General features: G+C 73.1%; 23 protein-coding genes. 10 read left to right on the top strand and 13 right to left on the bottom strand.

Annotation, left to right across the window (positions count from 1 at the left end; translation table 11 throughout):
- Nucleotides 1-36 precede the first annotated feature (36 nt).
- Nucleotides 37-207, top strand: coding sequence for a hypothetical protein (locus ABT095_RS14365; RefSeq protein ID WP_350529687.1), 171 nt, complete (start codon nt 37-39; stop codon nt 205-207).
- Between the two features lie 18 nt (nt 208-225).
- On the opposite strand, the gene ABT095_RS14360 is transcribed toward ABT095_RS14365, so the two are convergent.
- Both ABT095_RS14360 and ABT095_RS14355 read right to left on the bottom strand, forming a co-directional pair.
- Complete coding sequence (locus tag ABT095_RS14360) at nt 226-1,230, bottom strand: MvdC/MvdD family ATP grasp protein (protein ID WP_350529686.1); 1,005 nt, start codon at nt 1,228-1,230, stop codon at nt 226-228.
- Nucleotides 1,230-1,412: a hypothetical protein gene (locus tag ABT095_RS14355; protein WP_350529685.1), complete on the bottom strand. Its 183-nt coding sequence runs from the start codon at nt 1,410-1,412 to the stop codon at nt 1,230-1,232. The genes ABT095_RS14360 and ABT095_RS14355 overlap by 1 nt, the downstream gene beginning before the upstream one ends.
- Between ABT095_RS14355 and ABT095_RS14350 the strand changes: the two genes are divergently transcribed.
- The gene (locus ABT095_RS14350) at nt 1,380-2,954 is read left to right on the top strand and encodes a helix-turn-helix domain-containing protein (RefSeq protein ID WP_350529684.1); all 1,575 of its coding nucleotides are present in this window, start codon (nt 1,380-1,382) and stop codon (nt 2,952-2,954) included. The genes ABT095_RS14355 and ABT095_RS14350 overlap by 33 nt on opposite strands.
- 66 nt (nt 2,955-3,020) lie before the next feature.
- On the opposite strand, the gene ABT095_RS14345 is transcribed toward ABT095_RS14350, so the two are convergent.
- The gene (locus tag ABT095_RS14345; protein WP_350529683.1) at nt 3,021-3,515 is read right to left on the bottom strand and encodes a hypothetical protein; all 495 of its coding nucleotides are present in this window, start codon (nt 3,513-3,515) and stop codon (nt 3,021-3,023) included.
- 120 nt (nt 3,516-3,635) lie between these two features.
- Between ABT095_RS14345 and ABT095_RS14340 the strand changes: the two genes are divergently transcribed.
- Nucleotides 3,636-4,109 (top strand): hypothetical protein, encoded by a 474-nt coding sequence (locus ABT095_RS14340; protein WP_350529682.1) that lies wholly within the window; start codon nt 3,636-3,638, stop codon nt 4,107-4,109.
- Nucleotides 4,110-4,360: 251 nt separating this feature from the next.
- Here the strand turns inward: ABT095_RS14340 and ABT095_RS14335 are convergent, their stop codons facing one another.
- The 3 genes from ABT095_RS14335 to ABT095_RS14325 form a co-directional block, all read right to left on the bottom strand.
- Nucleotides 4,361-4,720, bottom strand: a complete 360-nt coding sequence (locus tag ABT095_RS14335) for a hypothetical protein (RefSeq protein ID WP_350529681.1) — start codon at nt 4,718-4,720, stop codon at nt 4,361-4,363.
- A gap of 78 nt (nt 4,721-4,798) precedes the next feature.
- Entirely contained in the window at nt 4,799-5,785 is a 987-nt protein-coding gene (locus ABT095_RS14330) for an ATP-dependent DNA ligase (protein WP_350529680.1), read from the bottom strand.
- Nucleotides 5,786-6,085: 300 nt separating this feature from the next.
- Nucleotides 6,086-7,021 (bottom strand): hypothetical protein, encoded by a 936-nt coding sequence (locus ABT095_RS14325; RefSeq protein WP_350529679.1) that lies wholly within the window; start codon nt 7,019-7,021, stop codon nt 6,086-6,088.
- A 74-nt stretch (nt 7,022-7,095) separates the two neighbouring features.
- On the opposite strand from ABT095_RS14325, the gene ABT095_RS14320 reads away from it, so the two are divergent.
- The 4 genes from ABT095_RS14320 to ABT095_RS14305 all read left to right on the top strand — a co-directional run bounded on the left by ABT095_RS14320 (nt 7,096) and on the right by ABT095_RS14305 (nt 12,495).
- Entirely contained in the window at nt 7,096-7,281 is a 186-nt protein-coding gene (locus ABT095_RS14320) for a hypothetical protein (RefSeq protein WP_350529678.1), read from the top strand.
- A 252-nt stretch (nt 7,282-7,533) separates the two neighbouring features.
- Nucleotides 7,534-7,761 carry a hypothetical protein gene (locus tag ABT095_RS14315; protein ID WP_350529677.1) on the top strand — a complete coding sequence of 76 codons (228 nt, stop codon included), beginning with the start codon at nt 7,534-7,536 and terminating at the stop codon, nt 7,759-7,761.
- Nucleotides 7,762-8,041: 280 nt separating this feature from the next.
- Nucleotides 8,042-11,443: a DNA polymerase III subunit alpha gene (gene dnaE / locus ABT095_RS14310; RefSeq protein ID WP_350529676.1), complete on the top strand. Its 3,402-nt coding sequence runs from the start codon at nt 8,042-8,044 to the stop codon at nt 11,441-11,443.
- Nucleotides 11,444-11,448: 5 nt separating this feature from the next.
- Nucleotides 11,449-12,495 (top strand): DNA polymerase Y family protein, encoded by a 1,047-nt coding sequence (locus ABT095_RS14305; protein ID WP_350529675.1) that lies wholly within the window; start codon nt 11,449-11,451, stop codon nt 12,493-12,495.
- 52 nt (nt 12,496-12,547) lie between these two features.
- Here the strand turns inward: ABT095_RS14305 and ABT095_RS14300 are convergent, their stop codons facing one another.
- The 3 genes from ABT095_RS14300 to ABT095_RS14290 all read right to left on the bottom strand — a co-directional run bounded on the left by ABT095_RS14300 (nt 12,548) and on the right by ABT095_RS14290 (nt 14,174).
- Entirely contained in the window at nt 12,548-13,402 is an 855-nt protein-coding gene (locus ABT095_RS14300) for a hypothetical protein (RefSeq protein ID WP_350529674.1), read from the bottom strand.
- Between the two features lie 54 nt (nt 13,403-13,456).
- Complete coding sequence (locus ABT095_RS14295; protein ID WP_350529673.1) at nt 13,457-13,612, bottom strand: hypothetical protein; 156 nt, start codon at nt 13,610-13,612, stop codon at nt 13,457-13,459.
- Nucleotides 13,613-13,778: 166 nt separating this feature from the next.
- Nucleotides 13,779-14,174: a hypothetical protein gene (locus ABT095_RS14290; protein WP_350529672.1), complete on the bottom strand. Its 396-nt coding sequence runs from the start codon at nt 14,172-14,174 to the stop codon at nt 13,779-13,781.
- 80 nt (nt 14,175-14,254) lie between these two features.
- Here ABT095_RS14290 and ABT095_RS14285 point away from each other — a divergent pair, with 80 nt between their 5' ends.
- A complete protein-coding gene (locus ABT095_RS14285; RefSeq protein WP_350529671.1) occupies nt 14,255-14,599 on the top strand; it encodes a hypothetical protein in 345 nt (114 codons plus the stop codon).
- Nucleotides 14,600-14,700: 101 nt separating this feature from the next.
- Here the strand turns inward: ABT095_RS14285 and ABT095_RS14280 are convergent, their stop codons facing one another.
- The 3 genes from ABT095_RS14280 to ABT095_RS14270 all read right to left on the bottom strand — a co-directional run bounded on the left by ABT095_RS14280 (nt 14,701) and on the right by ABT095_RS14270 (nt 17,217).
- Complete coding sequence (locus ABT095_RS14280) at nt 14,701-15,405, bottom strand: hypothetical protein (RefSeq protein WP_350529670.1); 705 nt, start codon at nt 15,403-15,405, stop codon at nt 14,701-14,703.
- 56 nt (nt 15,406-15,461) lie between these two features.
- A complete protein-coding gene (locus tag ABT095_RS14275; protein WP_350529669.1) occupies nt 15,462-15,665 on the bottom strand; it encodes a hypothetical protein in 204 nt (67 codons plus the stop codon).
- A gap of 310 nt (nt 15,666-15,975) precedes the next feature.
- Nucleotides 15,976-17,217 (bottom strand): endonuclease domain-containing protein, encoded by a 1,242-nt coding sequence (locus ABT095_RS14270; protein WP_350529668.1) that lies wholly within the window; start codon nt 17,215-17,217, stop codon nt 15,976-15,978.
- A 196-nt stretch (nt 17,218-17,413) separates the two neighbouring features.
- Between ABT095_RS14270 and ABT095_RS14265 the strand changes: the two genes are divergently transcribed.
- Nucleotides 17,414-18,871 (top strand): helix-turn-helix domain-containing protein, encoded by a 1,458-nt coding sequence (locus ABT095_RS14265; protein WP_350529667.1) that lies wholly within the window; start codon nt 17,414-17,416, stop codon nt 18,869-18,871.
- Nucleotides 18,872-18,875: 4 nt separating this feature from the next.
- The gene (locus ABT095_RS14260) at nt 18,876-19,031 is read left to right on the top strand and encodes a hypothetical protein (RefSeq protein ID WP_350529666.1); all 156 of its coding nucleotides are present in this window, start codon (nt 18,876-18,878) and stop codon (nt 19,029-19,031) included.
- Here ABT095_RS14260 and ABT095_RS14255 read toward each other — a convergent pair.
- Nucleotides 19,013-20,962 carry an ABC transporter ATP-binding protein gene (locus ABT095_RS14255; RefSeq protein WP_350529665.1) on the bottom strand — a complete coding sequence of 650 codons (1,950 nt, stop codon included), beginning with the start codon at nt 20,960-20,962 and terminating at the stop codon, nt 19,013-19,015. The genes ABT095_RS14260 and ABT095_RS14255 overlap by 19 nt on opposite strands.
- Nucleotides 20,963-21,014 lie beyond the last annotated feature (52 nt).

Here is a 21,014-nt window from a genome sequence, read left to right as displayed (position 1 = left end):
GCCGGATCCGACCCCCTGCGTGGAAAGGACGACTTCATGAGTGCAGAGCTGAGCGACCGCGATTGGGAGGCGTTCATGGGCAGTGCCCTTGGCATCAGCGTTTCCGAGAGCGGCCTTCTTGTCGACACGGACCAGCAGCAGAACTTCACGAGGTGGTTCCGGCCCGAGCCGGTGAAGCCGACCGGGTCCGCTACCTCCGAAGGCTGAGAGCCGTTCGCGGATCCGTCAGCCGCCCATCCGGGCCGTGGACGTGGCGTGCTCGGCGTCGGCCCGGGTGAGGAGGTCGGCGACCGCGCGGGCGATGGGCTGCCCGGTCCCGTACTCGACGAACGCGAACTGGCCGTTCGGATTGCACTCCAGGAAGTTCCACCTCCGGTCGGCATCCACCATGAAGTCGAAAGCGCCGTAGAGGAGCTGGAAGGCGGCGAGGTAGTCGAGGACGCCGTGGCGGATCACGTCGGGGATGCCGATCGGGGTGTACGAGATCCGGTCGGTGTCCTGGTAGGCCCGCCAGTCAGTGGTCTCGTCGGGGCGGCCGGACGGGGAGTCGATCCGGGCGGCGAACAACTGCGTCCCCACCGCGATCAGCCGGACCTCGTAGAGCGGGTCGACCCGGCGCTGGAACTGGCAGAGTCCCTGGGCGACGGTGCCGTCCACCTCGTGCGGAGGAACTTCCCAGGTGTAGACGATCAGCGGCTGGCCGGGTGCGCCGTCCGCGTCGCGCTGCGGGACTCCTCGCAAGGTCTTGATCACGGAAGGGGCCTCGGCCGTGAACTCCTTCGCGTCGGAGGGGGAGTTCGTGACGAGAGTCTCGGGGACCAGCAGCCCGCAGGCGTGGGCGGTGGAGAGCTGCAGCGGCTTCAATGACGCGGTCCTGTTCCGGTCCGGGCGGTTCAGCCACAGCACGGGCAGCGAGTACAGGACACCGTAGAAGCCTTCGTAGCACTCGTTCGACGCCCACTCGGCGTCCTCCGGCCGCATCCCCGGCGCTCCCGCCTGCGGCGGGTTCGGGCGCCGGTTGTAGACGGCGGACACCTCGGCCAGGTCCACGGTGCGGTGCGCGGTCGTCAACGTGCCGCGCCACTGCCCCTGCTCGAAACGCGCGTTCATCTCCATGGCGTTCGGGAGGTCCCCCGGGTCCATGCGGACCACGGGGGTTCCCGTCGTGCCCAGTTCCCGGATCACCATGTCGGCGGTCGGGTCCAGGGAGCGAGTGAGGAGCAGGAGCATCAGTCACCGTCTTCGGAGTTGATCACGACGGTGGTGTGGGTGGTGGACGCCAGGGCCTCCCCGTGGGCGTCGATGAACGGGACGCCGCCGAGCTCGGACATCTGCGTCAGCGGGTTGTAGGAGACCTCGCTGAGCAGCGTCGGGTCGCCGTGGCCGGCGCAGGCGCGCCTGAGAGCCAACATGATCGTGCCTTCCTCTCGGAGAAAGACCCCTGGTGGAGGGGCCCACGTGGCAGCCGCTCGACCACGACTTCCCGGGCACTGCGGCTGCGTCATCCACGAAACCGCGCCGGGGCGGCCCGTGGTGATCCGCAGTCATGTTCCGCATGCCGTGTGCAGATCCCGCACACGGCACCTACGGTCCGTGGCGAATCCACTACTCTGTGCCTGGACGTCTTGCTCGGCCCGCCATCCAGGGGAGGCCCGGTGAACACAGCTGCAGCTGCACCGTGGGACACCACGCAGGTCCGGGCGCTCATCGCCGCCCACGACCCAGGTGGCCTGATCCGGCTGGGGCGCCAGGCCCTGCGATGGCGTCAGGCCGATCTCGGAGTCCGGATCGGCTGCTCGCCCTCGACCGTGTCGCGCCTGGAGCAGCACGGCCGTCGAGCCGACGTTGCCCTGCTGCGGCAGGCGGCCGAGGCGGTGGGCGTCCCGACACACCTGCTGGCGGCGTGCTTAGGCCTGACCGCCGCTGACCCCACTAGAGTCGGTCCGTCAGGGCCACGCCGTGCCGAGGAGGACCCGATGCGCCGCCGTACCCTGCTCGCCGCCGTCGGCCTGGCCGTCCCCATTTCGGTGGTCACGGGCCCAGGCGATGCCCTCGCCCGGGTGCCCGAGCAGCCCACCGGCTCCCCGGTGCCGCTCGATGCCCGCATCACCAAGGCCCGCTCCCACTTCGACGCGGGACGGCACGGCAAGCTCGTCACGGAGCTGCCCGGCCTGCTGGCCGACGCCCACCACGCCGCGCGAGGCCGTGAGGAGATCCCCCTCGCCCGCCTCTCCGCCGTGTACGCCCTGGCCTCCCAGGTCCTCATCAAGACCGGCGACTACGCCCAGGCCCATACGACCAGCGACCGCGCCCTGGTGTACGCCGACCTGTCCGGCTCCCCGATCGCGGCCGCCGCGGCAGCCCGCGAGATGAGCATCATCCTGCGCCACCAGGGCGAATCGGCCGCCGCCCAGCGCCACATCATGGCCGCCGTTGCCCGCGTCGAGGCCACCGGCCTGAGGACCGCCGCGCAGGCGTCCGCCTACGCCCAGATGCTGTGCACCCAGGCGTACACCCATGCCGTCGCCGGTGACCGCGCCCAGGCCCTCACCATGATTCGGGAGGCCGGAGCGGCGGCCCGCTCCCTGCCCGACGAGGCTCCGGAGGGACGCCTGTTCCCCCTCACCCCCGCCGCCGTCCAGCTCTACGCCGTGGGGGTGCACTGGGCGCTCGGCGACGCCGGCACCGCACTCGACGTCGGCCGCACGCTGCACCCCGGCCAGTTCCGCACCGCCGAGCGCAAGGCGCGGATGCACACCGACCTCGCCCGGGCATGGTGGCAGCTCGGCAAGCCGGACCAGACCGCAGCGGCACTTCTGTCCGCGGCCCGGGCCTCCCGGGCGGAGGTCCGCGACCGGCCCGCCATCCGCGGCATCGTCGCCCAGCTGCGCAGCCAGCACGCCCGCACACCGGGCGTCCCCGAACTCGCCACAGCCGCAGGACTGACCGCCTGAACCGCCATCCCGAGCCGACCGGCGGGTTCGGGACGGCTCGGAGTCGACGCGCCGGGTCAGAGCGGGTCAGCCGCGCCGTGACCTGATGCGGGGGAGCCAGCCGGCCCGCCGCGGCCGGGGAGGCGCGGCTGTGACCGCCGGAGCCGGGCGGGCTGCGCGAGGAGTGGCGCTGGCGGCGGCCGGTGCGGGGAGCTTGAGGTCGGGATGGACGACGAACAAGTGCCCGTCGGCGAAGGTGGTGCGCAGCCCGGCGCCGTCCAGGAAGCCCTGGAGGATCAGGTCGAGCATCTTGCGGACGCTGGGTTCGGCGCCGCTGGTGCGGCAGACGTTGACGGCCAGGACGTCGCCGGGCAACGGGTGTTCCTCGGTCGGCTGCCAGGCCACCGCCACGGCCAGGCCGCGGGGGCCGAGCTGCAGCACCGCCCCGGGGCGGCCGTCCCCCGGTTGGACGATGTCGATACCCACCACAGCCAGGGCGGCTACCGTCGCGTCCCACAGGGTCCAGTCGTCGTCCACGGGGGAGTCGCGGTGTTCGTGCTGGTCGCCGGGGTGGTGGTGCATCCTGCGACCCTACCGTGCCGCCGGCATGAGATCCGGGGCCGCTGGCCTTGCCGCACCAGTGTGGTGCGTGTGCGGCGTGTTGCTGTCGGGGCGACGGCGCCTGCGGGCACCATGGCGCCCATGGACACCACCACGCAGCCCGATCCTCCCGCCGCCGCCTACCGGGCCGCGGTTCTCGCGGCCCTCGGCGACCTGGTCGAGCCGGGGACCGGCATCACCTGGCCCGACCGCCTCTACTCGGCGCCCCGCGAGGCGATCGTCTTGCGCCTCGGCTCCACCCACGCGGTCTACTGGACCGGCGACGCCGGCTGGCTGTGCGACCGCGTCCACGAGTACGGCGAGCTGTACGACGAAGCCCACTCGCTGGTGGACGGAACCCGGGTGCCCAGGCCCGAGGACGTGGTCGTGGCGGTGCGGCTGCAGGCCGCCCGGGACATGGACGCGCTGCCGATCACGGCCGCCGAGACCCCTGTGCCGGAGGGCACCCTGCTCACCCCGGCCCTGCACTGGGCCGTGCGCGACGGCGTCTTCCACGAGGACGTCGCGCTGCGCCTGGCCGTCTACGCGGCGGCGGCCGAACCCGTCCGGGTCTGACCGGCCCCGGCCTGCCCGGACACCGGGTCGGCCCGGTTCTGGCCCGAGTTACCGGTCTCATCGAAGTAGACCGTGGGATCGTTGGTAAGAGGCACTCCCCGAGGATGCCGCCCGTGAGAACCGGTCAGCGACTGCTTTCCGCGAAGCCGTTCGGCTTCGGTACCCTCCGCGCGGTGGCCCCGGCGCTTGCTCCGCCGGATTCGGCAGGGTGGTCAGACCGCATGGGGCGAGCGGCTGGGCGCCACGGCTGTTCAGCGGTGGTCGGCCGGGAACCCCGCGGTCATCGACCCGTCGCGGCCCCGCCACAGCCATACCGGGCGGTGCCCCAGCTGGGCCACGGACGGGGTGACGAAGAGCAGGCCCGGCTCCTCGCCCGGCTCCGCGGTGTCGTAGGCGGCGGCGACCACCAGGCGCAGCGCCTCGCACGCCGCACCATCGGGGTCGAGCGCTGCGCCGGGCGGGTCCAGGTGCGCCCCCAGTTCAATCAGGGCGGTGCGCAGCACGGTAGTGACGTGCGTGATCGGCACACCGTTGAGAGCGGGGTGGCCGGCGGAGTCCGGGTGGGGCAGGACGGTGGTGCTGGACGATGAGTGCGAGGTCATGGAGGTCATGCAATAGGACGGTAGGCGCAGGGCCCGACAACGACTGGGCTCTGCAGCACCCGCTCCACCGATCGAGGCCGGCGTACGTCAACCCGGGAGGAGGTCGTCCACCTCCAGGTCAGGGCGGGTTCGCAGGACTCGGGGCCGGTGGCGCCAGCGCCCGAATTCGACCTGCCCGGCGTCGACCTCGATGTCGACGACGATGGTCGGCACGACCGGCCGGTAGACAACCGGAGGGCTACCGGGGAGCCCCCCGACGGTGCCGGGCAGCTCGGCCAGCTCGGCGGCGGCCGGTCGCAGCCGAGTAGCCAGGTCCGCCCGTACCGCGGGTGGCAGCGGGAGGCTGACTCCGACCGCGCGCAGCTGGCCCCTGCTGTCGGGCAGCCCGAGAACAGCGCCTTGGGAGGCGGGGGTCGCGCCCGGGGTGATGCCGAGGACGACGGCGCTCGTACTGTCCTTCACCCTGTACTTCAGCCAACCGGAGCGGCGCCCCGGCCGATACGGCTGGGAGGAATCCTTCACCACACAGCCCTCGATGCCGCCGCCCAGTGACCCGAACCAGCCCTTGGCCTGCTCCGGGTCGACGGTGGTCGGCAGCGGCCAGATTCGCCCGCCCGCGGGGAGCAGGTCAAGCAAGCCGGAGCGTCGTTCTTCGAGAGGTAGGCGGCGTAGGTCGACCGCGCCAGTGGCCAGCAGGTCGAACGCGGCGACCTGGACGTGGAAGGTCTCCCCGGCGCGGGGGCCGCGTCCGCCCGCGCGGGTCTGCAGCAGGCCGAAGGCCAGTGAACCGTCGCTCCTGACGGCCAGCAGTTCGCCGTCCACGACCGCCTCCGGCAAACCGGCGGCCACGGCCGCGATGTCCGCGAACGCCGCGGTCAGGTCAGTACCGTGGCGGCTGTACACGGCCGGGCGTTCACCGGTGCGCAGGCACACCCGCCAGCCGTCGGCCTTGGGTTCGAACCACCGGTGGCTCTGGGCCGCGGGCACAGCGGTGACCGGGCGGGCCAGAGCCAGCTCCACCGGAAGGTCGAGGGGCGTCCGGCCCCGGCCCGCTGCCTTCCATGTCTTCGGCACCCTTGCCTCCTTGCACCCTTACTTGCCTCCAGCATGGGCTGACCAGCAAGTTTCCTTCCAGTCCGGAGACGTTGGACCAGTTCACGCGGACTACCGACGGCGGCCGACCAGAGGGTGCGAGGGTTGGTCTGCCCGTCCGGGCCGGTGGCGGGCACCGGCAGTCGGCCGTGGCCGAAGCAGCTGTGGTCGAGGATGAGCAACTGGCCCTCCTGGAGCAGGTGGGCGTAGCGGGCGGTGGACGGCCGGCCGATGGCCTGACGCCGACCCCATCCGCAGGGGCCTCGGAACCGAGCAGCAGCTTCAGTCCGAGGTGCGGTGTCCCCGGCCGGGACCGGCGCTCGGACCCGGCCGGGACTCCCACCACTGCACGCACTGGTAGGGGTCCAACCACTCCTTACGAGTGACCGTGAAGGCGTTCCTGGGTCGGGGCACAGGGCCCGGGGCCCGCCACTCCCTGTCCGCCCGACTCAGGGCCTGAGCAAAGGCGGCCGGGGTCGTCCCGCACAGGGCGGCGGCCTCCACCCGGGAGACGAGTGCCGGGTGGCCGGACTGCTCCGCGCGCCACGTCTCCGCGGTCCGGGCCGCCTCCTCGTGGGTGAGGTGGAAGACGTGGCGGCTGGCCACCGGCAGGCCCGCGCCAGCGCGCATCAGGGCATGGAACGGGCTGCTGCTCTTGGCCCAGGTCTTGGAGCTCACCTCGAAGACGCCCTGCTCCGTGCCGTCGGCCAGCGTGATGCGGTGCCGGACTATGGCGAGGATCCGCCAGGCCGACATGTCGGTCTCCAGGGCCCGATCCACCCGGTCGATCTGCTCCGGCTCGGCGCTGTCCAGCGCGGTGGCGTCCACCCAGTTCATCCACCAGTCACCCGGGGGCAGGTCGGCGAAGTTCCCGGCGCGCAGGAGGTCGGCGAGGAGGGGTTCGACGGCGGCCAGGCGCCGCGGGCGCAGCCCTGACTCGTCCCAGTCGTGGTTCATACGGAGGTCGTACGGGGCGGAGCAGTTGAGGCCCGACAGTAGGCCGTCGGACCAGACCGTCAGTGTCGCCTCGCGGTTCGGGTTGCCGAGGTGGCTGGCGTGGTGGAGCAGGGTGGGGCCGGCCACCGCCTCCACGGTGTCGCTGTCCTCCGGCTGGACCTCGTGGGCGTAGGCGGTGAAATCTGCGGCGCTCAGGTAGACCCATCCCGGGTCGGTCCGGCTGTGCAGGACGATGCGGGTGGCGTCGGTGGGGATCTTCACGGAACTCACCTCTCAAAACCATGTCATAGTCACTATGACATTGTTTTTGGAGCTCAGCCCACCGGCGGCGTTGGTTGGAGGATGACGGCCTGTCGTTCGGGCTCGTCCCGGACGAGGGCAGCCACTACACCACGACGGGCCTCGGTTGGGAGGACGGCTGGCTCTACACCGCGACCGTCCGGGCGGCCCTGCCCGGCGAGATGCCGGAGGCCAGCTGCCGCTGCACCGATCCTGCGACGCCCTGCCCGACCCGGCGGTAGTCATCGCGCCCTCAACGGTCGCGAAGGATGGGCCACTTGGTGGACCGGCCATGTCCGGACCGTCCGCGGCCAGTTCTTCATTACATGATCAAGACTCTCTTGGCGCCCGCAGCGGTGCTTGCCCTGCTTGTCCCGGGCGTTGCCGAACCGGCGAGCGCAGCCACCTTGAGGAGTAGCAGCGCGTGCACCCACAACTTTGTCAACACCGGCACCGATCGTCCGGACGTGTGCATCGAGCTTCACGGTGAGGGTTTGCATGCGGACCGGGTGGTGGCGCGCTGGATGGGTGGCGGCACCCAGTCGTACGTGGAGGGCATCCTGCACGAGGACGGCGGGCGGGAGCTGAAGCCCCGGGCCACGCCCCACCCGGACGGCGACGACCTGGTCGCCGAGTGGAACTCCGTGCAGCTGACGGCAGGCGAGGTCTGCGTCTCGTTCACGGGGCTGCGCAGCTGGGCGTGCCAGGACGTCCACCCCTGAGACGCTGCTGAGGTCGACGCCACTCGCCTCTGGCTGCGGGCCGCCTGCCGGGGCTGCAGGAGCGGGGGCGTGCCGCGCAACGACACCAGCGTCGACTTCCGACGGGGCAGCGAGGCGCTGCTCCGGAAGCTGGCGACTCGGTGTGGCAGGCCCTCCACCTGGGGTAACGAGTTGCCACGATATTCGAACATAGTGTCGAATCGGCCTACGCTGGAAGAGCCGGAGGGGAGCCGGCTCGATGACCGAAGGGGGCTGATCGAAGGGCCGGAGGTGAGGTGCGGTGTCCGCACATCTGCATGTCGCCTCGGGCTACTCGGTGCGCTACGGGGCCTCGCTCCCGGCCGCCCTGGCCGAGCGGGCCGCCGAGCGCGGCGTCACCGAGCTCGCACTGACCGACCGGGACACCGTCTCCGGGGTGGTCCGGCACGCGAAGGCGTGCGCAGCGGCGGGGGTGCGGCCATTGTTCGGCGCGGACCTTGCCGTCGGCCTGGCCGAGCCGACCGCCGCGGCCGCGCGGCGGCGCAGCCCGGCGCGTGGCGGGGCGTTCGTGGACGAGTCCGCGCCTCGGATCACGGTGCTCGCCCGTGACAAGGCCGGCTGGGCCAACATCTGCTCGTTGATCAGCGCGGCCTGGGCTGCGCGCGCCGAGCGCGGCGGCGGCCAGCCGGTGGTCCCGCTCGAAGTACTGGCCGGCCTCACCGAGGGCCTGACCGTGCTGCTCGGCCCCGGTTCGGAGCCGGTGCGGGCGCTTGCGGCCGGCCGCCCGGACCGCGCCACTCAGTTGCTCGCCCCCTGGCGGGAGATGTTCGGTCCGGCACTGCGCCTGGAAGCCGTTCACCTCGGTCGGGCCGGAACCAGCCCCGGCAGTCTGCGGCTGGCCGCCCGCACAGTGGGTCTGGCCGCGGACCTTGACCTCGAGGCGGTGCTCACCAACGCGGTGCGCTACGCCGACCCCGGCCAGAGCCCGGTCGCCGACGTCCTGGACGCGGCCCGCCTGCTGCGCCCGGTCCAGCCGGGCACCACGTGCAACGGTGAGCGGTGGCTGAAGCCGCCGGCCGCGATGGCGCAACTGGCGGACGAGGTCGCCGAGGCGGCCGGCCAGGGTCCGGGCGGCGGCCGGCGACTGCTGGCGGTGACCGCCCGCACCGCGGCCGAGTGCCGCCTGGACCCGAAGTCGGACCTGGGGATCGGGGGAGTGCGCTTCCCGGAGGAGGACCGGCTCGGCCTGGTGCCGGGCACATCCGCCCGGGTGCTGCGCGAGCGGTGCGAGTCGGTGCTGGCCGAGCGCGGCATGGACCGCGACCCGGAAGCCGTCCGCAGGCTCGCCGAAGAGCTGGAGGTGGTGACCGGCTTGGGCTGGTCGACCTTCTTCCTGACGGTCGGCCAGATCGTCGCCGACTTCAAGGCGGCCGGCGTACGGGTGTCCGCACGCGGCTCCGGCGCCGGGTCGCTGGTCGTGCACCTGCTGGGCATCTCCGCGGTCAACCCGCTCCAGCACGGCCTCATGATCATGGAGAGGTTCCTCAGCTTCCGACGCCGCAGCCTGCCCGACATCGACGTCGACGTCCCCGCGGACCGCCGCATCGACTGCTACCGGCTCGTGCTCGACCGCTTCGGCACCTCGCGCGTGGCCGCCGTCGCGATGCCGGAGACCTACCGGGTGCGCTGGGCGATCAGGGACGTCTCCCTCGCTACCGGCCTGCCGCCGGAGGAGGCCGGGCGCCTGGCGAAGGCATTCCCGCACATCCGGGCCAGGGACGCCAGGGCGGCGATGGCCGAGCTGCCGGAGCTGCGGCAGACCGCCGAGCGGGCCGGCCGCTACGGCGACCGGTTCTGGGACCTGGTCGAAGGACTTGACGCCCTGCCCAGAGGAAGTGCCATGCACCCCTGTGGCCTGCTGCTGTCCGACGACACCCTGCTGGCCCGCACTCCGGTGCTCCCCACCCCGGAGGACGGCCTCCCGATGTCCGTCTTCGACCGGGACGACATCGAAGATCTCGGGTGCCTGAAGCTCGATATCCTTGGGAACCGCACGATGCAGGCCCTGTCGTACGCGCTGTCCGAGGTCGAGCGCACCACCGGCCGCACGATCGACCTGGACGACGCCGAGCAAGTGCCGCTGGACGACGAAGCCGCCTTCGCCCTGCTGCGCGAGGGCGAGTCGCTAGGCGTGTTCAGCATCGACAGCCCCGGTCAGCGGGATCTGCTGGGCCGCGCCCAGCCGAAGTGTTTCCTAGATCTCGTGGTCCAGTTGGCCTTGTTCAGGCCGGGGCCGGTGGCTGCGGACATGATCCGTCCGTGGCTGGCCGCCCGGCACGGCCGGCAGCCGGTGCGCTACCCGCACCCCGACCTGATCCCCGCCCTGGCCCCGACGCTGGGGGTGCTCGTGTTCAACGAGCAGGTGGCCAAGGTGATCTCGATGTTGACGCGGACGGATCTAGCGATGGGGGAGGAGGCCCGCCGAGCGCTCAGCCGCCCCGAGCGCCTGCCCGCGCTGGAGTCCTGGTTCCGCGCCTGTGCCGCCGCGGCCGGCTACGACCAGCGGGTCATCGACACGACCTTTGCCCAGCTCAAGGGCATGGGGGCGTATGGATTTCCGGCATCGCACAGCGCAGCCTTCGCCGTCATCACCCTCCAGAGCGCCTGGTTGAAAGCGCACTTCGGACCGAGTTTCTACGCCGGGATCATGGAAGCTGAGCCGGGGATGTACCCGCTGCGCCTGCTCCTGGCCGACGCCCGCCGCCACGGCGTGCCGGTGCTGCCGGTGTGCGTCGAAGCCTCCGGTGCGGGGTACCGGGTCGAGACCGGCCCGGACGGCCGCGAGGGTCTGCGGATCGCCCTGGCCGCGGTGAAGGGCATCACCGACCAGGAGGTCGAGCGGATCACCGCGGCCCGCCCCTTCACCTCCGTCCCGGACCTGTGGGAGCGGGCCCGCCCCTCCCTGCCCACCGCCCAGCATCTGGCCCGGATCGGCGCCCTGGCCGCGGTGCCCGGCGGCACCCGGCCGCGCCGCGACCTGCTGCTGCTCCTGGACGAGCTCCACCACGGCCGCCGCAGCGCTGCGGTGCCGGACCAACTCGCCCTGCCCGCTCCCGCCGAGTCGCATGCCCCCACCGGACTGCCCGCCATGACCCCCGGTCAGGAGCTGGACGCCGAGCTGGAGGTCATCGGCCTGGACGCCTCCCGGCACCTGATGGCCGAGCACCACGACCTGCTCGCCGAGCTCGGCGTCACCCCCTCCACCCGGCTGCGCGAGGTCGAGGCGGGGGAGACGGTGCTGGTGGCCGGGGCGAAGGTGGCGATCCAGACCCCGCCGCAGAAGAGCGGCAGGCGGACGATCTTCGTGACCTTGGACGACGGGGCCGACGGGCCGCCGGTCGACCTGGCGTACTTCTCCGGTCCGGAGGCGGAGGCCAGCGCGCACACGCTCTTCCACTGCTGGTTGCTGGTGGCGCGGGGCGAGGTGCAGCGGCGAGGCCGTTCCGTGTCGGTGGTCGGGCGCCGGGCCTGGGACCTGGCCGAGCTCGCCCGGGTGCGGGCCGAGGGCGGCACGGCCGCAGTCCGGGCGCTGCTCGCCGAACCGGGCCATGGGGACGCCAGCTACCCCCACGGGGACCGCCGCAGCGGCGGGCCCGGCGGCGCCGGCCGGATGTGGCACGCCTCGCCGGGAGCGGCCGGGTGAACGCCGTGACCACCACCAGCGACCCCGCGGCGACGGTCCTCCACCTGCGCTGCCACCGCCCGTCCTTCGACGTCTACCGGCAGGTCTTCACGGTCCTCGCGGACACCACACCCGTCGTCCAGGCACTGCCTCCCGACAGTGCCCTACTCCAACTGGGCGGCGCGGTGCGCTACTTCGACAAGTCACCGGCCGAGTTGGCGGACGTGCTGCAGACCCGCCTGGCCGGGCGGCTCGGCCTGGTCACGACGGGAGGCATCGGCGTCAGCCGCCTGTACGCCACGATCGCCGCCGATACCGCCCGCCCCAGCACCGTCCAGGTCCTGCCGGACGACCCGGCCGCGGCCCGGGCCTTCCTGCACCAGCAGGACATTCGGCTGCTGCCCGGCGTCGGCCCCGCGCTGGAGAAGAAGTTCCGCCGCTACGGGATCGACACCGTCGGCGACCTCGCCGCCGTGCCGACGGCCACCGTGCAGCGCATCGCCGGCGCCAGCACCGGCCGGCTGCTGGCCGAGCGCGCCGCCGGCACCGACCGCCGCACCATCACGGCCGCCGGACCGCCGGCCACCATCGCCTCCACCCGCCGCTTCGATCACGACGTCCTCGATCCCGCCGAGATCCGCCGTGCCCTCCTCCACCTCGCCCTCGACCTCGGCGCCCGGCTGCGCGCCGCCGGGCAGAGCGCCCGTGCTGTCGAGCTGCAGGTGACCTACGCGGACCGCTCGACCACCACCAGGTCGCGGACGCTGCGGGAGGCGACCAGTCACAGCCCGGCCCTGCGCGACGTGCTGTACGCCGTCTTCGGCGGACTGGGGCTGGAACGGGCCCGGATCCGGGCGGTGACCGCCCGGATCGGGGGCCTGGTCGCCGCGGGCCATACCGGCGGGGTGCAGCTGAGCTTCGACGCGGCCACCGAGGCTGCCCGTGCTCTGGAGCCCGTCCTCGACCGGGCCGCGGCACGGTACGGGAGCGGCGCTGTCGCCCCCGCCGCACTGGCCGTCGCCCGAGGCCGTCCCGGCTGGACAGTGGGGGCGGACCGGCGGCGGACCTGGTGACCCGGCCAACGGGGGCAGGTTGCGCTGCCAACGCCTCTGTCGGCCAGCGGTGCTACGGCCCTGCGGCCTCGAGTGCCGGCCGGCCGATGGTCCACTGGTCGTTGGGCAGTCGCACGAAGGCGCGGTGGGCCGCCATCTCCCGGCGCAGCCGCGCCGCCGAGACCGAGAGGTCGTCGCGGTCGGCCAGCGCGTCGCGCAGCTCCGTCGCGGTGAGGGGAGCGCTGTACCGGGCCAGGCGGCGGGCGGCCGTCTGCTCCAGCGTGGCGAACGGCGTCGCCTCCACAACGGTGAGCGTGCGGCTCAGGTCGGTGTGCTGCTGCTTCGCGTCGGCCACCGTCTGCAGAACCCGCTCCGTGATCTCCCAGAGTCCGGAGAGCAGGGGCCGCCACCCCGCGGTCAGCCGACCGGTCCACCACAGGTACCAGAGCGCTCCGGCCACGGCGGCCGTCGTCAGCCCGGGTCGGCGGGCCGCGACGTCCACGAGCGCGCCGACGCCCGACACCGTCGCCTCCAGCACAAACCCGGCGAGGATCACCGCGTTGGCGCCGTTGGCTTCCAGGCCAGCCGTCAGCAGCAGGGTCTGCGCCGCCGTCAGCGAGTCCATGACCGCGAACGGCTCGAACACCTTGTCCCTGGTGAAGAGCACCGACGGGCCCAGGAACTCGGCCAGCGCCATTGTCGGGGCATCGTCCGGGTCGCCCCGCCTGGCCGTGGGCACACCCGGGACCTGGTGCAGGATGTGCCGTGCCCCCGGAGCGAGGTGGTCTCGGATCTCCAGGTCCACCACCCGCACCAGCGGAAGCACGTGCTCCCGCAGCGCGGCAGCCGCCGCCCGTGCCGGGATCTTGAAGGCGCCGGCCATCTTGGGCAGGTGCTCCTCCAACTCCTCGAGGACGTGCGGCGCCACGTAGGGCGTCGCCCGCCGGGTGCCGGCCAGCGCGGCCAGCGGGTGGTGCGGCCGTCAGCGCTTGGCCTGGCTGCACGCCTCGACCAGGAGGACGTTGGTGTCCAGCACCGCCAGCAGCATCCGCCCGCGCAGCGCCATCGGGTCGATGGCCGTCGGGTTCAGCGGCAGCGCCCCGGGTAGCACGCGGGGCCGGGGGAGATCGGGAGCCATGGCCCCAGTGTGGCCGCGTCCCGGGGTGGTGAACAGCAAATTCCCGTTCGCCCGGTGCCGGTGAAGCCGACGGCGGCCGTCAGCGCCGAGCGAGTCCGCTGTCAGGGCGCCGACGCGCTGCGCCGTGGCGGATCAGGTGCCGTGACCCGGTGAGGCTTCCCCGCCCTCACCGACCGGCGCCAGTCGCCGCGGCGCCAGGGGCGATCAGGTGCGTCGCGACCTTATGAGGGGGAACCAGCCGGTCCGCCGCCGTCGGGGCGGGCTTGACCACCACCGCCGGAGTCGGGCGGGCTGCGCGAGGGGCGGTCCTGGCGGCGGCCGGTGCGGGGAGCTCGAGGTCGGGGTGGACGACGAGGAGGTGCTCGTCGGCGAAGGTGGTGCGCAGCCCGGCGTCGGCGAGGAAGCCCTGGAGGATCAGGTTGTATACCTTGCGGGCGCTGGGTGCGCCGTCGCTGGTGCGGCAGACGTTGACGGCCAGGACACCACCGGGCAGCGGGTGCTGCTCGGTGGGTTGCCAGGCCACTGCCACGGCCAGGCCGCGGGGGCCGAGCTGGAGCACCACTCCGGGGCGTCCGTCTCTGGTCGACGCCCAGGGGTAGGACGGGCGCCGCCGGCGTCACCCGCAGCCAGTAGGGTCCGAGCATGACCACCGACCAGGGGCACCGCCCGCTCAACGGAGGAATCACGCCGGCCGACGTGATCGCCGTCCGGGACTTCCTGCACGAGCGCGCCGAGGCACTGGCGCGGGCCGCCGACTTCCACTCCGACGCCTATCGCATCCCCACCGCGCTCCAGTTCGCCATCGTCGCCCTCGTCGATCCGTTGCTGGCCGCGCTCGACCGGCACGGCGATAGCGAGGCCGTCGAGCGTGACATCGCCGTGCACTGGAACCACCTGGTCACCCTGGCCGGTCCGTGGGAAGGCCAGCCTGGCCACGACGCTGCTCGTTGGCGGGAGGTCGAGGCCGCGTCCCCGCCCTGTGCCTGACCAACGCCCGGTGTAGGTTCCCTACCTGCGACGGTGAGGCAGAGCGGCGCTCAGCGGCAGCGTGCACCGCGCCCGTCACCTGACCGCCTTGTTCGGCCCGGTCACCGGCCATTCCTTCCCGCCCTGGTGCTGTGGGCGGCTAGAGGGCGAACGGCCCGCCCCGGGCGGAGAGCAGGGGCGGGCGGGGCGTCCGCAGCAGGCTCTCCCGGGAAGACGTCGCGCTGCGCCTGGCCGTCTACGCGGTGGCGGAGAAGCCCGCCCCGGCTGGGGGCCGCGGAGGGGCCGGACGGTCGGTGCCTGCGGGGGGGAGGTGAGGTTCGAGTGCGGGGAACGGATTCTGCTAGGGCCGGGCTGGCCCAGCCCTGCGCCTCGATGTAGCGGACCTCGGGCTGGCGACGGAGTTCGGCGATCTGCTGTTCGGTCAGCACCGCGCCGACCGAGGAGCTGAAGTCGGCCAGCAGCCCAGTGGGAACGATTCCTGTGCGGGCGGCGAACGCCGCTGCGCTGGTGCCCCGATCCAGTACGACGGAGTAGCGGTCCTTGATCAGGTTGGCCTCCGAGTCCAGGTGCCGGAAGAACCTGGCGGCCCCGCCGACGACATCCCGGTCGACGTACTCGACCTGCCGGTCCCCCCGCACCGCCGCGAGCTGGTCTTCGTCGAGAACGGCGCCGATGATCACGCCCTTGTGCGAGTAGGCCAGGTGCTCCGCGATCCGGTGCCGGCGCAGGATGTGCTCCACCTTGGCGAACGGTGGTTCCGCCCATGATAGGTACCGCGTGTGGATCTGGTAGTGCCGCTCCGCCACAGGCTCTCCTGCTTGGAACAGCGGCGCCTGGTATCCTGTCAACTCGGCTTCCCCCGCTACTGGTTGATCGTGACCTTGCTGAAGCAGTCGGGGCGCACGCGCATCGGCGGGAGGTTGGGCCTGTGCCGCCAGGCGTTGGCGGGCCGGACCGCGATCAGGCCGTCCCCGCGGTCCTGGTCGTCCTCGTAGACGAAGAAGTACTCCTTCTCGCCGGTCGACAGATCCGCTGCTGCGGTGCCGATCTTCTTCGGTCCGGGCATGGGTCTCTCCTTCGGGTCGAGTCCGGCTGCTGCGCCGCGTCGCAAGACTATCCGCGGAGGCTGCACCGGAGGCAGGAGAAGGCGTCGGAGCCGGTCACGGCGGGCCGGACACGCTGCCGACAGCGGGGTTGTAGGTCCCCGACGTCCGGTGACGGCTTGTACGTGCTGCTCCTCGCGGCACCCCACGGCCTTTTCCCGTGATCTTTTCTAGGCTGGGCGGAGCAGCTGTAGTCTCCTCGGTCTCGCTGCTCTCCGGGCCTGGGTGGTCGGGCGATCGGCACTTCCGGGCCGGCGTCGGCCCGGCCGGGGGTCAGGAGTGCTCGGCCGCCAGGTCCGCGACCCACCCGAGGGCCGTCGCCGCGTCAACGGTCTCCTCCCAGCGGACCTCTCGGCCGGGGTGGGCTGCGCAGTGCAGCCGGGCGAGGAAGCCGCCGCCGGGCAGCAGCTCCAGGGCGGCCGAGGGCTCGGCAGAGCACCGGCCGTGCCGCGCGGTGGCGCCGAGCCGGGCGGCGACCAGCGCAGACAGGTGCCGGGGCGGAAGGCTGCCGGTGGTGCGGCAGCCGTTGCACTCCAGCAAGTGCCGTACTGCCGGGCTGTGGTTCCAGAAGGTCCGCCAGATTCCCTTCTGTGCACGTTCGTCCTGGTTGCAACTCGCGCAGGCCGGCCCGCGGACGAAGTCGTGGAAAGGTTCGTGGCAGTGGTCCCAGACGGCGGCCTGCCGCAGCCCGCACACCGTGCAGAGGTAGCCGTCGGCGCGCGTCGCTCGCCGCCGCTCGCTGGTGTAGCGCACGCCCCGCATCGAACCGCCGTACAGGCGGTGCTCGCCGCCCGCGCAGGCCGGGCACTGGGTGATCCAGCCGTCCGCGCCGGAGGACCGCCAGTCGAGGTTCTGCAGTATCCGGGCCGCCACTGTCCGCTCGGACAGGTCCTCCACCGCACCGCACCCCGCGCACCGCTGCGCCCGCGCCAACAGCACCAGGTGCTCGGCACGCCACCGGTCCAGCACCTCCGCCCACCGCGCGGGGATGCACCACACCCCGGCCCGACGGCGCACCACGTCCATCACCACCACGCCCGCCACCACCAGCGGGTCACGACCGTCGGGCTCCCGGGCACCCCCGAGCAGCTGGCTGAGCTCCTTCACCGCCAGGCGCTGCACCGCGAGGTCGAGTCCGGTGTCGAGGAGGTCGGCGGCCGGCGGGCGGCGGCGGGCCCGGGCGGCGCGGTCAACGAGTTCACCCTGGACGGCCAGGCGCCAGTCGTCGTCGAAGCGGCAGCCCCGGTTCAGCTCCGTCCACGGCAGCCCCAACGGGACGAGCCGGCCCGGTGCGGCTGCCACCGCCGCGAGCTCCTGCAGCGCTCCGTCGAGCAGGTCCTGGTCGACGTGCCACACCCCGCCGCGCTTGACGCCGGGCAGCGCGGTCGCACCCAGGTACATGTGGCCGGTGTCGCGCAGGAAGTTGGAGTGGAGGCCGTCGGCGGCGAAACGCAGGGCGGGAGCGGCGAGCACGGACGCGGCGGTCGTCCGGGCGTCGGCGAGGGGTATCAGCACGGGGGCAGGGTGCCAGCACCTACTGACAAGACCCCGCGCGGGGTCGCCGGAGCCGACGGGAGGCCCTCTGGCGACGGTCGTCGTCGGACCCCGCTCGACCGCGGCCGATCGGGATGCTACCGAAGTCGGCATCATTTAATGCCAAAATGGCTTACAGTAGAGTCGAAATGGCATGCCGATGCTGGGGGAGTGACACATGGCCAGATACCCGGACCCGAACGCCGTGATCAGCGCGAGCTCACTGATCAGGCGGGCCAGAACCGGCACCCCCGACCTCAGCCAGAACGACCTGGCCACCGCTGCGGGGATCGGGCAGACGGCCCTCAGCCGCTACGAGCTCGGCAAGCGCGAGCCCACCTTCGCGGACCTGCAGAACATCGTCGGCAACAGCGACTACCGACTGGAGGTCTACCTGCGCCGGGAGCCGCGCCACCAGAGCCCCGTCGCAACGCTGCTCAGCTACAACGCGGAGCGCTTCGCCGTGGCGGACCGGGACCTGGTTCGGCTGCTCCCGCCCCACCTCGCTCCGGAGAAGCTCCAGGACCAGCCCTCCGAGCAGGACGGCCCCCGCCTGTCGGACGCGCTGCTGCACTACTACGAGATCCGAGACCTCCTCCGGGACACGCGCCGCGTAGAGGAGCGCCTCCAGCAGACCTTCGAGCAGTTCGGCAACGCGCGCGACATCGAACTGATCCACCAGATGCTCCAGGTCGGCATCGGCGCCGGCCAGGCCGCCACCACGCTCGCCCGGGCCATCGACACCGGCGCCACCACCGGACCTGCGGGCCGCAGGAAGACCGACCCGCAGGACGAGCCGCGTCTCACCCGGACCGAGTGGGCCCACGTCGCATGCTGCCTTCGGGCGGAGGAAGCAATCCTCCGCGACCGCGTAGAACGCCTGCACCAGGCCCTCACCGCCGCCGACCACCGCGACCAGGCCGCCGCCCGGCTCCGCGAAGCCGAAGCTCTCGCCCGCACCGACAACCGGACCGGCGACGACCCCCACGTCGAACGCGCCCGCGCCGAACTCGACGCGGCCACCCGCCGCTGCGCCGCCCTCAGCCGCAACGGCGGGACCGCCGACGTCGGTCGGGCCGGCGAGCGCTACCTCGCCGTCGAACTCGCCGAACTCGCCGACCGGGCGAGCGCGCTGTTCTCCGCGCTCGCCGCCGATCCGGCGTTCGCCCGGTGGCGCAGCGAGTACGCCGCGTTGGACCCGCTCTACGACCAGTGGCTGGACGGCCCACTGTCTGCTGCGCTGACGCCGCCGCAGCTCTACGCGGACACGAACGCCTTCTACGAGGCCAACCCGGCCCTGGCTGCGCCGTGGAAGACCGAACTGGAAGGGGGCGCAGCCGCGCATCCCTTCGGCAGCGACGAGCGCCGCGCCGTCGACCACCTCGACCGTGAGTGGCAGATCACCGTCGTCGGCCCCACCAGCAACGATCCGCGAGAGTGGCCGAAGCCGGAGGCGGCGGTCGTGGCCACCTACTGCCCGGACCTGTCGGCCAACGACGGAAAGGCCGCCGTCTACGTCCTGGCCGAGAACCTGCACGGGGCCCAGGCCGCCAACCTCGTCCAGACGGCCCCGAACCCGGCATCGCTCACCGGCATCACGGCCAGGCTCACCGCCCGGTCCTCGGCACGAGGATGACCCGATGAACAGCGGGTTCCCCACCGGCTCCGCCGGTGCGGTCCGCTCCTTCGGGCAGTCCCCGGCCGAGCCGGCCGCCGTGCCGCGGACCCGCCTGGCTGGCCAGCTGCCGGCCAGGCGCGCCACCGGCACCGATCGCGGCTACGGGACAGGGGCGTAGGCGCGCGCCTGGGTGGTCCACATCGCCGCGTACTCCCCGCCTGCGGCCAGCAGGGTCTGGTGGTCGCCTTCTTCGAGGATGCGGCCGTGGTCGAGGACGACGATGCGGTCGGCGTGCTGGGTCGAGCCGAGCCGGTGCGTGATCAGGATGACGGTCCGGCCGTCGGCGAGTTCGCGGATGCGGTCGTAGGCAGCCTGCTCGGCCCGGGGGTCGAGGGCGCTGGTCGGTTCGTCGCAGATCAGCAGTGGCGCGTTGCGGGCGTAGGCTCGGGCGGCGGCGATCCGCTGCCACTGCCCCCCGGAGAGGTCCCGGCCGCCGGACTGGGAGGGCCGGATGTGGGTCTCCAGGCCGTCGGGCAGCGAGTCGATGACCTCGGTGGCACCCGCGGCGCGGGCTGCGGCGAGAACGGCCCCGTCGCCCTGGTCGCCCTGGCCCAGGGTGATGTTCTCCCGGAGGGTGGCCTGCCAGCGGGCGATGTCCTGGGGCAGCATCGCCACGCGGGAGAACAGCTCGTCCGGATCGGCGGAGGCCAGGTCGGTGCCGTCCCAGGTCACGGTGCCGCTGGTGGGCGGGTAGAGGCCGGCGAGAAGCTTGGCCAGGGTGGACTTCCCGGCGCCGTTGTGGCCGACGATCGCCAGGACCTCACCGCGGCGCACGGTCAGGGAGATGTCGGTCAGGACCGGGGCGGCTGCGCCCTCGTACGCGAAGGTGACCTGGTCGGCGCGGATGACGGCGGGGTTCACCGGGACCGGCGCGGGGGCGGCCGGAAGGGCGGTGCGGGCCTTCGCGTCGGCGAGGAAGTCGGCCCAATCGCCCAGGTAGAGGCCCATGCGGTAGGTCGTGGTCAGCCCGGTCGCCAGGCCGTTCAGGAGCGCCCGGCTGGTCTGGACGGCGATCAGCGCGGTGGCGGCGTCGGCGGTGGGGATCCGGCCGTGGACGGTCAGCCACAGCAGCGCACCGTAGACGGCGAGGGCGGCCACGCCGGCCAGGACGTCGCCGCCGAGCTGGCGCAGCGCATTGTCCGCACCGATCCGTGCGGTGTGGTCCTCCAGACGGCGGCTGACGTCCCGGTACTGGCCGAGCAGCCACGGGCGCATGGTGCCGGCGCGGACGTCGAGCGCGGTGCTGCGGCCGGAGGCGAGGTACATCAGGATGTGCCGGGTGCGGCGGTCGCCGACGGCGTGCCGGTCGGCGCGGTGGGCGGCCTGGGCGGCGCGGGCGGCGGCCCAGGCCCGGGGCAGCACGGCCAGGAGCAGCAGGGGCAGCAGCAGCGGGTCGAGGGTGCTCACCACGCTGGCGGCGGCGGCGATGCCGAAGGCGGCGCCGGTCACGGCAATGAGGGAGTCGAGGATGGTGTGCGCGTCCTTGGCGGCGCGGTTGGCCGCCTCGCCGTGGTCGCACCAGGCCGGGTTGTCGTACACGGCGAGGGGGACGCGGGTGGCGGCCTCCAAGTAGGCGAGTTCGGCGCGGCTGTCGACGGCCGGCCCGAGCCGGGCGGCCTGGGCGACGGTGCCGGCCGAGGCCAGGGAGCGGGCGGCGGCGACGGCAGCCAGGGCCAGCAGGGTGGTCTCGGCGCGGCCGAGCCGGTCCAGCGGGGCGCCGGCCGCGAACAGGACCGCGAACGCTGCACGGGTGAGGTGGAGACCGGCGGCGGTCAGCGCCCCGGCGGCGAGCTGGAGGCCGAGCAGGCGCAGCAGCGCGGTGCGGTCGGCCTGCCAGGCCAGGCCCAGGGCGATGCGGGCCAGGCGGGGCAGGGTGCGGGCCATGGTGAGCAGGCCGTCGGTGCGGTCGTCGTGCCGTTCGCTGCCGAACGTCCAGGCGGGGAGCGGATCGGGTGCTGGCCGGCGGCGGCGGAGCCGGCTTCCGATCCGCTCCCGGAGCGGAGCTGGGGTGTTCGGTGAGGCCGTGGTGCGGAGCTGTGTGTCTGTCACATCTGCCGCAACGCTTCACCCATACGGGTGGACACGGCCATACCCCCGTTCC

The organism is Kitasatospora sp. NPDC002227, assembly GCF_040296285.1.
Taxonomy (GTDB): Bacteria; Actinomycetota; Actinomycetes; order Streptomycetales; family Streptomycetaceae; genus Kitasatospora.
This window is presented reverse-complemented; position numbering and strand designations above follow the sequence as displayed.

Excerpts from the sequence above, each read along its gene's own strand:
- ABT095_RS14345 (WP_350529683.1), bottom strand. The coding sequence starts at position 3,515 with ATGCACCACCACCCCGGCGACCAGCACGAACACCGCGACTCCCCCGTG.
- ABT095_RS14365 (WP_350529687.1), top strand. The coding sequence starts at position 37 with ATGAGTGCAGAGCTGAGCGACCGCGATTGGGAGGCGTTCATGGGCAGT.
- ABT095_RS14295 (WP_350529673.1), bottom strand. The coding sequence starts at position 13,612 with ATGGCTCCCGATCTCCCCCGGCCCCGCGTGCTACCCGGGGCGCTGCCG.
- ABT095_RS14265 (WP_350529667.1), top strand. The coding sequence starts at position 17,414 with ATGGCCAGATACCCGGACCCGAACGCCGTGATCAGCGCGAGCTCACTG.
- ABT095_RS14275 (WP_350529669.1), bottom strand. The coding sequence starts at position 15,665 with ATGCCCGGACCGAAGAAGATCGGCACCGCAGCAGCGGATCTGTCGACC.
- ABT095_RS14335 (WP_350529681.1), bottom strand. The coding sequence starts at position 4,720 with ATGACCTCCATGACCTCGCACTCATCGTCCAGCACCACCGTCCTGCCC.
- ABT095_RS14340 (WP_350529682.1), top strand. The coding sequence starts at position 3,636 with ATGGACACCACCACGCAGCCCGATCCTCCCGCCGCCGCCTACCGGGCC.
- ABT095_RS14355 (WP_350529685.1), bottom strand. The coding sequence starts at position 1,412 with ATGTTGGCTCTCAGGCGCGCCTGCGCCGGCCACGGCGACCCGACGCTG.
- ABT095_RS14260 (WP_350529666.1), top strand. The coding sequence starts at position 18,876 with ATGAACAGCGGGTTCCCCACCGGCTCCGCCGGTGCGGTCCGCTCCTTC.
- ABT095_RS14285 (WP_350529671.1), top strand. The coding sequence starts at position 14,255 with ATGACCACCGACCAGGGGCACCGCCCGCTCAACGGAGGAATCACGCCG.
- ABT095_RS14360 (WP_350529686.1), bottom strand. The coding sequence starts at position 1,230 with ATGCTCCTGCTCCTCACTCGCTCCCTGGACCCGACCGCCGACATGGTG.